This is a genomic window from Aquimarina sp. EL_43 (assembly GCF_943422735.1).
Lineage (GTDB): Bacteria > Bacteroidota > Bacteroidia > Flavobacteriales > Flavobacteriaceae > Aquimarina > Aquimarina megaterium.
In genome coordinates, this window is sequence record NZ_CALSBR010000001.1 from 2,679,610 (window position 1) to 2,689,609 (window position 10,000).

Here is a 10,000-nt window from a genome sequence, read left to right on the forward strand (position 1 = left end):
ATTATCCTGCTTGATTTAGCTCTTTTGCTACTTTTTGCACTTCATCAAGAACACGTAGCAGATTTCCACTCCATAACTTTTCGATTTGTTCTTCGGTATACCCTCGTTTTACCAGTTCTAGAGTCACATTAAATGTTTCAGAAGCATCACTCCAACCTTCAATTCCACCACCACCATCAAAATCAGAGCTAATCCCTACATGATCAATGCCAATTTTATTAACCATATAATCAATATGATTTACAAAATCTACAACATCTACAGCAGGAGGAAGATCATCTATTTTCTTTACTTTTTCTCTTCGAATCGTTAGCATTTTCATGTAAAAATCATAGTACTTTTCTTTTTCTTCTGTACCGAGCTTAGTTATTTCTTTTCGATCTATCCAGGTTACTCCCATAGAATCAGCAATCTGCTTGGCTATTTCGACTTCTTTCTCATTTCGTTTTTCAAACTTCTCTGTATTTAAGTATGAGGTAAAAGCTACGGTTTGAACCACACCACCATTTTCTTTTAACCATTGCAATTGTTCATCGTCCAGATTTCTACTATGATCACATAATGCTCTTGCAGAAGAGTGAGAAGCAATGATCGGAGCTTTGGTAAGTTTGATCATTTGTCGCATAGATTCTTTAGAAGGGTGGGAAACATCTATCATAATCCCTATTTTATTCATTTCTGTAATAACTTCTTTCCCTAGATCGCTTAAGCCATTATGCAACCAAATGCCATCTGCTTCACCAGTATTAGAATCACAAAGCTGGCTATGCCCATTATGAGAAAGTGACATATATCTGGCACCAAGGTCATGAAACTTCTTTACATTACTAATATCGGTTCCTACGGGATATCCATTTTCGATACCAATCATAGCTACTTTTTTTCCTTTTTTATGAATACGACGAACATCATCAGATGTTAAGGCTAATTCAATTTGGTCTGGTGCAATTTCTTCTGCTAGTTTATGAATAGCCTTAAATTTTGACATTGCAATTTCGTACGCTTTTTCATAACCTTTAGTTGTTAGAGAGTCTTGTCCCGTATAAACAATAAACCAGGCGACATCTAATCCACCTTTTTTCATTTTTGGTAAAGTGATTTGTGAACTAAGATCCTGAGTGTAATTTATAGAGTCTGTAAAGTTTTTTACATTAATATCACAGTGAGTATCTAGAGTAATGACTTTATTATGAATTTCTTTTGCTTTGGCGATAAGTTGATCCTCTGTAATGGTTGATTGATCTTCTGTAGAAGTATCTTTTTTCATATTCTCTTGTTTGCATGAAATAAGTAAGAGTACAATAGCAGCAAAAATTGAAAAGTTTTTCATAATTAGATGTGATTATGTGTTTTATAGCGTTATAAACTTACAAAACAAATTCCAGATGATATTTTTAATAATAGAAACTGCCCGAAAAAATTCTCGGGCAGTTAGGGTACATTCAAAAAAACTAAACAAATCTTATCTTTTGATAAATTTTTGAGTTACTTGTCCTTCTTTATTATTAATGATTATAAAATAAACACCGTTACTTAGATTACTAACATCGTAAGCCGTAGTTTCGTTATTAGAATCTACTATGTCAATTGTTTTTCCTAGAAAATCTGTAATGGTGATTTGTGTTCTTCCTCCATTTTTTGAGAATCCAGGATGTTGGATAGATAAAGAACCAGATGCAATAGGGTTGGGATAGATACTTATCTTTGGATTCGCTGTACGGATTTCATTATCAGTGAGATCACTATCTGCAGAACCAGAAGTAATTTTTAAATTATCGATAGCCATATCACTTCTGTAACTAGATCCTGTAGTTCCTTTAAGTTGTAATTTTATTGTAGATCCGCTATAAGCAGATAAGTTTACAGTTTGAGAACTCCAACTATTTCCCTGGTTTCCATTTTTGCTCCAGGCAGTGGTCCAGTTTACACCATCATTGGTAGATACACGTATTTCTAAAGTACCCATATTTGATCCATACATGTGATAATCAAAGCTAAGTTCTGCATTTGATTCACTGGTTAAATCTACACAAGGACTTGTTAATAAAGCTACTTTATTAGGAAATCCATTTCCGCTACCAGAAGCTTCGGTAAAAATGTAATTACTACCATTAGTTGCAGAAGAAGGCCCTGTGCTAGATGATGGCGTGCTATTGCTATCAACTGTCCAGTTTATATTATCACTAGTTTCTTGTGTCCATTCACCAATCCCGGATTCAAAACTTTCGTTATAAGGAAAACTGGTAATCCCGTTACAAGAAGAAGGATTGGTTACAGTTTCCTTGATTTTGATATTATCAATTGCTATATCACTTCTCCAACTCGCTCCTGTTGTTCCTTTAAACTGCAATCTAATCACAGAACCAGAATATCCAGAAAGATCAACAGTTGCTTGATTCCAGGTGTCTCCTTTGGCTCCATTTTGTGACCATATAGAAGTATAAGATGTTCCATCATTAGTACTTACCAAAACTTCTATAGTTCCTATATCTCTACCTAGCATGTGATATCCAAATTCTAGAGACATATTACCAGCCTGGGGTAAATCTATACATGGACTGTTTAATATTGCTGTTTTATTAGGACTCCCGGCTGGGGTTACATTTGTAGATGCTTCTGTGTAAAGGTAGAAAGAGCCGTTTTGTGCTGTAGAAGGTCCTGTTCCCGACGAGGGAGTTCCGTTAGAGTCTCTAGTCCATTCGATATCATCTCCTGTGGCATTAGTCCAATCTCCTAATCCAGATTCAAAACTTTCACTATACGGAAAATTACTGATAGTGGAGCATACGGGTGGATTTGTTGGACTGGTTAAATAAGCTCTGTCTGATTCTAATGATGCTACAATAGCATTTTGTTGTTGACTAGAGAATCCCCCTGTGCGACAACTTTTACGAGTGTAAGACATTACATTGTTAACATCGGGTTGATATTGATCTCCATTGGCATCTGTTGCTGTTCCGGTATAATTACAGCTAGAATTAACAAGACTACTAAGTCTTGGATCTGCTGGGGTATCGCAGAAAAAATCTCCTGCAGAAGAGCAGTTTGTTCGTTGTACAAGTTCTCTTCCATTAGACGTAGAGTGCGTATGCAGGATAGAAAAATAATGCCCTAATTCGTGAGAAGAAGTAGAGCCATTTTGTGAGCAAGAAGCATCTAATATTGCTCGGTTTCCGGTTCCCGGAAATTTAGCAAATCCACAGATGGTAGAACTGCCCGAAGTTACTTCAGAAAAGTAAAAAATATTGATAGCCTCGGCAACTTCATATTGTACTAGTTGACTGTCATTACTTTTGTTAAAAGAATTATTCCAACTGGTCTTGTCAATGTATTTGGTAGGTGCATATTCGTGAAATGAAATATTCATCGGAGCATACGTTGCATTTAGTTCATCCATTACATTTTGAATCTGTGCGCTGGATACTGCAGGAGAACCTCCGCTCGAGTTACGCGAGACATGATGTTGTATTGGTAATGATACAGGTGTTGCCAGAGCCTTACTGCCGTTATCGGTAATAGATTTAAGGCGTTTGAGCATAAAAGTATCGTAGTTTTTAGGCGGTTCTGCACCACAATCTTTTTCCTGAGCAAATCCGAATTGTGTTGTTGTTAGCATTGCGAGCGCGAGAAAAACAACTGCTTGTTTTCTTAATTTCATAAGTTTGAGTTTGTTAATGTTTTTTAATAGTTCTTATTAATAAAGACGTAAAAAAGATAAATAACCCTTATAAAATTATTTTTTGTGTTAAAATAGTATAGATCAGGACTGGGATTCTATATCAGAAAAGAGAAGGATAAGTATAGTAGAAACCTCCTATAGTTTATTAAAAATATCCCAGATCACAACTCCTGCACTAACCGAAATATTAAGAGAATGCTTACTACCATACTGAGGAATCTCGATAACAGTATCACTTTCTGAGACAACTTGCTGCTGGACACCTTTAACTTCATTACCAAAAATGATTGCGTATTTTTGATTATGCTCTGGAATAAAGTCGTTTAGTATCGTTGCATTTTCTGCTTGCTCGATAGATAAAATGTTTACATGCTGTGATTTAAGATCCTGTATAAGCGCTAAAGTGTCTTTTTGATATTCCCAATCTACAGTATCAGTAGCTCCTAATGCAGTTTTTTGAATATCTTTATGAGGAGGGGTAGCTGTTATACCGCAGAGGTATATTTTTTCTATCAAAAATGCATCTGCAGTTCTAAATACAGATCCAATATTGTTTAAACTTCTAATGTTATCCAGAATGATAATTAAAGGAGTCTTTTCTGATGCCTTAAATTCTTGTACAGTTTTGCGATCGAGTTCGCTATTTTTGAGTTTTCTGCTTCCTTCCATTATCGCAAAAATAATATTTATCACATATTCTACGATTGATACTTGATAAAACTTTGAGAATTCTTTGTGTTTTTTGAAACAGGTTGTAGTATGGATTGATTATAACTTATAACAAATATGTAGTTACTTATTTAATGCATTATATGCTTCTTTTTGTGTTGAAGTAAAATTGTGAATAAAATTGAATAACTCCTAACAGCTATATTTCAAAAAAAATAGAAGAATAGCTACTTTAGCATGATTCATAAAATTATACTTCATTGGCAGCAAAAAACGGAAAAAAAGTAACTCCATTAATGAAACAATACAATGCTATTAAGGCTAAGTACCCTGATGCATTGTTGTTATTTAGAGTAGGGGATTTTTATGAAACTTTCGGAACAGATGCAATTAAAGCTGCAGCTATTTTGAATATTGTTTTAACCAAAAGAGGTAATGGAAGTGAGCAGGAAACAGCATTAGCTGGATTTCCGCATCATTCTTTAAATACGTATTTGCCAAAATTGGTTAAAGCAGGTGAGCGAGTTGCTATCTGTGATCAGTTAGAAGACCCTAAACAGACCAAAACTATTGTTAAGCGAGGGGTGACAGAGCTTGTAACTCCAGGAGTTGCCCTTAATGACGAGGTGTTACAAAGCAAAACCAATAACTTTTTATGTGCGTTGCACTATGGAAAAAAAGAATTGGGAGTAGCATTTCTGGATGTTTCTACAGGAGAATTTCTTACCGCTCAAGGCGATGTAGCGCATATGGATAAGTTAATGCAAAACTTTAATCCTAGCGAAGTTCTGATCAGTAAGCCAAAAAAGAAAGATTTTGAACAAGATTTTGGACATGACTTTCATACATTTTTTATAGAAGATTGGGTATTTAAACCTGATTATGCAGATGAGACTGTAAACAAACATTTTGGTACAAAGACATTAAAAGGGTTTGGGATAGATCACTTGCAAGAAGGTATCATAGCGGCAGGTGTAATTCTTCATTACCTTGGTGAGACCCAACATCATAAATTAAAACATATTACAGGGATCCACCGTATTGCAGAAGATCAGTATATCTGGATGGATCGCTTTACAATACGTAATCTTGAGTTGTATCACGCCAATGCAGCAAATGCAGTCACTTTACTTGATGTTATAGATAAAACGATCTCACCAATGGGAGGTCGTACATTAAAACGTTGGTTGGCATTACCACTTAAGAATATTACTGCGATCCAAAAACGTCATGAGGTAGTGCAGTTTTTTTTGAGTAATACAACATTACATCAAAAAATTCAGCATCAGATTAAGCAGATAGGAGATATTGAACGATTGATTTCTAAAGTAGCTACCGGAAAAGTAAATCCTCGTGAGGTTATTCAGCTTAAAAACTCTTTGGAAGCAATTGTGCCTATAAAATCACAAGCATCAAATAGTGATAACGAAGCGCTAAAAGTAATAGGAGAAACTCTTAGTGACTGTGAACTATTACGCAATAAAATCAAAGAGACTTTAAATGAAGAAGCTCCTGTAAATGTGTTGAAAGGAAATACAATTGCTAATGGATATTTAGAAGAATTAGATGAGTTAAGGTCTATTGCTTTTTCAGGTAAAGATTATTTGGATAAAATGCTGGAGCGCGAAACTGAAACTACTGGCATTACTTCTTTAAAAATAGCTTCGAATAATGTATTTGGGTATTATATCGAGGTTCGAAATACGCATAAAGATAAAGTTCCTGATACCTGGATTCGTAAACAAACTTTGGTAAATGCAGAACGTTATATCACAGAAGAACTTAAGGAATACGAGGCCAAAATTCTTGGAGCCGAAGAAAAAATTCTAGCGTTAGAACAACAATTATTTGGCGATCTTGTACTCTGGATGAGTGAATATATCAAACCTGTACAGCTAAATGCTACTTTAATAGGGCAATTAGATTGTTTATGCTCTTTTGCTCAGCTTGCTACAGAAAATCAATATGTACGCCCTTTAATCGATGAATCATATGATTTGGAAATTAAAAATGGTCGACACCCTGTGATCGAAAAACAATTGCCACCTGGGGAGCAATACATCGCTAATGATGTTCTGTTGGACCGAGATAATCAACAGATCATTATGATCACTGGCCCCAATATGAGTGGTAAATCTGCAATATTAAGACAGACTGCACTAATTGTGTTATTGGCGCAGATGGGATGCTTTGTCCCTGCAGAAGAAGCAAAAATAGGAGTGATTGATAAAATATTTACCAGAGTAGGAGCGAGTGATAATATCTCTATGGGAGAATCTACATTTATGGTAGAGATGAATGAGACTGCGAGTATCTTAAATAATATATCTGATCGTAGTTTGGTGTTATTAGATGAGATTGGCCGAGGAACCAGTACCTATGATGGGATATCTATTGCCTGGGCAATTAGTGAATTTTTACATGAGTATCCTGCAAGGCCTAAGACCTTATTTGCTACACATTATCACGAGTTAAATGAGATGTGTGAGACCTTTGGCCGCATTAAAAATTATAATGTATCGGTAAAAGAGTTAAAAGACACTGTTCTTTTCTTACGTAAATTAGTTCCTGGTGGTAGTGAGCATAGCTTCGGAATTCATGTAGCTAAAATGGCAGGAATGCCTCAACAAGTATTGCATAGAGCAAATAAGATGCTTAAGAAGCTTGAAAAATCGCATAGTAGCGAAGAGCTTACCGATAAGATTAAAGGGATGCAGGAAGAAAATAAAGTGCAATTGAGTTTCTTTAATTTGGATGACCCCTTATTAGAAGAAATTAAAGAAGAAATTCTGGATATCGATATTGATACGCTTACTCCCGTAGAAGCATTAATGAAACTTAATGAGATTAAACGTATGTTAACCAGGAAGAAAGCGTCACAGGTGTAAAAAAAAATTATTCTTTTTTGTAAAAAGACTTTGGTATTACTAGAATTGTTTTAAATTTGCATCCGCAATAACAAGTTGCGAAGTTCTTAACATACTGCGAAAGTAGCTCAGGGGTAGAGCATCACCTTGCCAAGGTGAGGGTCGCGGGTTCAAATCCCGTCTTTCGCTCTGAGATAAAATATATACCAAGCTGAAGTGGTGGAATTGGTAGACACGTTGGACTTAAAATCCAATGGCCTGTAAGGCCGTGCGGGTTCAAGTCCCGCCTTCAGTACTTAAGATAACCCTTTGATTTTTCAAAGGGTTTCTTTGTTTTTAGACATTTCTTGTTTTTTCTTCTTCTTTTAGATTTAAAATAGCTAAATCAATTTATAGGAATATATAAACTGCAACATATTTCAAAAGGGATTGATCTTATTTTTAATGTAATCACATCTCTTTTTCTAAGCATCATATTCTTTAAGTTGTTTTTTGTGTTTATAAAAGATTATAGAAATGCAGGATTAAATATAATCACTGTTTATGGGTAATATGGAGTGTGAAAAAATGATATTTTTATAGATAATTTTGAAAAATACTTTTGTTGATAAAATGTTATTTGTTTGTTAAATTATATGATAATGAGAATGTTTAAACACACTCAAATTACTGCATATCAGTATTTTGTGAATATCGATTATTTGTTTTTTTTTAAATACGGTTTTACCATAAACATCCTGTTGATTAAGATTTGTACATTTGAAATGACATTTAGGAAGAGACTTACTCTTATATGCTAAGTGACAAACTACCCCATTGTTTTTATTGTAGAAAGATTGATTAAATGAAATGATTTTCTACTTGATTGATCTATTTTCAAAATTATTTTTCAATAATCTTGATTCATAAAAATTCTTACTAAAAAGGAGTTGTGAGTCATGTGGCGAAGCTATATCCTTAATTAAATAAACCTATATACTCTTAAAACCAAGAATATGTGTATTAGTAAACCTAACCAATGGTATGTGCTATATGTAAAAGCACGCCATGAAAGAAAAATAGAAAACCTGTTGCGGCAAAATCAAATAATGCAATTTTAGATAGGTAGTGTTTCTTAATCTTGTACTTAGAAGGTATTCCTCCCTCTTCCTTATATATCTATTATTTTCTCTTAATTTCTCATTGAGGGGTTAATTCCCTATGGCTTAGCTCGAAAACATATCATGTTTTCGAAAGCATGCTCTGTGAGTTTGTCTCAAGATTATTGATTTACGCCAAATCACAACTTTTTTAATAGTAAAAGAGAAGTTTCAAGCAAAAAATACAATCAAATTTTAAGAGTATGTATATCCTGTTATTCAGTCAAGACAGGTCATTTTCGATTGTTAAATAACTAAAAAATAAAATATGTTCGAAGAATTTCACTTATCACAAGAAGCCAAAATAATATCGTCAGAACTTCCTGGCAAACGATCAAAAGTGTTGCTGGATATCCAACAAGAGCATGAAGGAAGTATTGTCTCTTATCCCAGAAAAATGCCAATCGCAATTAAAAAAGCAAAAGGAAGCATCATTGAAGATGTAGATGGAAATCTTTTTATCGATTTTTTTAGTGGATGTGGAGTACTTAATGTGGGGCATTGTAATGATTTTGTTTTAGAATATGTAAAAAATCAGCAATCAGAACTGATTCATGCACTTGATTTTCCTACAGAGAATAAAATGTTGTTAATTCAAAAAATACTGGATCATTTACCCAAAGATATAAGACGTGATTATAAGGTGAGTTTTGGTGGGCCTACAGGCTCGGATGCAGTAGAAGCTGCAATCAAATTGGCTAAAATAAAAACTGGAAGAGATGGCATTATAGCTTTTACAGGAGGGTATCACGGAATGACTTCTGGGGCTTTAGCTGTGACTTCGGATACATATTTTAGAAATAACATAACCTCTTTGATGCCGAATGTACACTTTGCTCCCTTTAGCTATCCTTACAGAAGTATATCGGATAAAGATAATGAGATAGATTACTTTAAAAATATACTAACGAATTCGCATTCAGGAATATCTAAGCCAGCAGCAATTCTTGTAGAACCTATTCAAGGTGAAGGAGGAAATATAGTACCCGAAGATGGTTATCTGGAAGAACTGGTTAGGATTGCCCGGGACAATGATGTATTAGTCATATTTGATGAAATTCAAAGTGGCTTTTTTAGAACAGGAAGCTTTTTAGAATTTATGAACACAAAGGCGGTACCTGATATAGTTACTTTTTCTAAAGGATTCGGAGGAATAGGTTTTCCTATTTCAGGATTAATCTATAGAAAAGAAATAGAAGCCTGGGGGCCAGCCGCACATATAGGAACTTTTAGAGCCAATCAGGTAAGTATTGCTGCATCCCGGGGGGCGTTGGAGTTTATAGAAAAATATAACGTACAAGAGTATACCAAAAAGATAGGAGAATATTTTATTAAAAAGCTGTACAAGTTACAAGAAGACTTCGATTTTATTGGAGATGTAAGAGGAAGAGGAATGATGATCGGAGTAGAAATAGTTAAAGATGTTTTAACCAAAGAACCATTTCCAGAGTTTGTAACAATATTCCGAGATGAATGCTTTAAAAGAGGACTCCTGTTTGAAGTTGGCGGGCACTACAATAACGTAATACGATTCGTTCCTCCATTGATTACTACCACCAAAATTGTAGATGCTGCAATAGAAATTTTGGAAGAAGCAATTACAATCTGTACTAATAAAAACATGGAGCACTCTATAGGATAATCAA

At 34.5% G+C, this 10,000-nt stretch carries 5 protein-coding genes and 2 tRNA genes; 4 read left to right on the top strand and 3 right to left on the bottom strand.

Going from position 1 to position 10,000, the window contains the following annotated elements; translation table 11 throughout:
* Nucleotide 1: 1 nt before the first annotated feature.
* From NNL09_RS11480 to NNL09_RS11490, 3 genes are all read right to left on the bottom strand, one after another.
* Nucleotides 2–1,330 (bottom strand): dipeptidase, encoded by a 1,329-nt coding sequence (locus tag NNL09_RS11480; RefSeq protein WP_196911065.1) that lies wholly within the window; start codon nt 1,328–1,330, stop codon nt 2–4.
* Between the two features lie 132 nt (nt 1,331–1,462).
* The gene (locus NNL09_RS11485) at nt 1,463–3,658 is read right to left on the bottom strand and encodes a T9SS-dependent choice-of-anchor J family protein (RefSeq protein WP_196911064.1); all 2,196 of its coding nucleotides are present in this window, start codon (nt 3,656–3,658) and stop codon (nt 1,463–1,465) included.
* Between the two features lie 156 nt (nt 3,659–3,814).
* Entirely contained in the window at nt 3,815–4,348 is a 534-nt protein-coding gene (locus NNL09_RS11490; protein ID WP_196911171.1) for an RNA methyltransferase, read from the bottom strand.
* Nucleotides 4,349–4,644: 296 nt separating this feature from the next.
* On the opposite strand from NNL09_RS11490, the gene mutS reads away from it, so the two are divergent.
* The 4 genes from mutS to NNL09_RS11510 all read left to right on the top strand — a co-directional run bounded on the left by mutS (nt 4,645) and on the right by NNL09_RS11510 (nt 9,996).
* Nucleotides 4,645–7,236, top strand: coding sequence for a DNA mismatch repair protein MutS (mutS, locus tag NNL09_RS11495; protein WP_196911170.1), 2,592 nt, complete (start codon nt 4,645–4,647; stop codon nt 7,234–7,236).
* A 96-nt stretch (nt 7,237–7,332) separates the two neighbouring features.
* Nucleotides 7,333–7,404: transfer RNA gene (locus NNL09_RS11500), tRNA-Gly, on the top strand.
* Between the two features lie 21 nt (nt 7,405–7,425).
* Nucleotides 7,426–7,510: transfer RNA gene (locus tag NNL09_RS11505), tRNA-Leu, on the top strand.
* A 1,112-nt stretch (nt 7,511–8,622) separates the two neighbouring features.
* Nucleotides 8,623–9,996 (top strand): aspartate aminotransferase family protein, encoded by a 1,374-nt coding sequence (locus NNL09_RS11510; protein ID WP_196911063.1) that lies wholly within the window; start codon nt 8,623–8,625, stop codon nt 9,994–9,996.
* The last annotated feature ends 4 nt before the right edge of the window (nt 9,997–10,000 follow it).

Excerpts from the sequence above, each read along its gene's own strand:
- mutS (WP_196911170.1), top strand. The coding sequence starts at position 4,645 with ATGAAACAATACAATGCTATTAAGGCTAAGTACCCTGATGCATTGTTG.
- NNL09_RS11490 (WP_196911171.1), bottom strand. The coding sequence starts at position 4,348 with ATGGAAGGAAGCAGAAAACTCAAAAATAGCGAACTCGATCGCAAAACT.
- NNL09_RS11480 (WP_196911065.1), bottom strand. The coding sequence starts at position 1,330 with ATGAAAAACTTTTCAATTTTTGCTGCTATTGTACTCTTACTTATTTCA.
- NNL09_RS11510 (WP_196911063.1), top strand. The coding sequence starts at position 8,623 with ATGTTCGAAGAATTTCACTTATCACAAGAAGCCAAAATAATATCGTCA.
- NNL09_RS11485 (WP_196911064.1), bottom strand. The coding sequence starts at position 3,658 with ATGAAATTAAGAAAACAAGCAGTTGTTTTTCTCGCGCTCGCAATGCTA.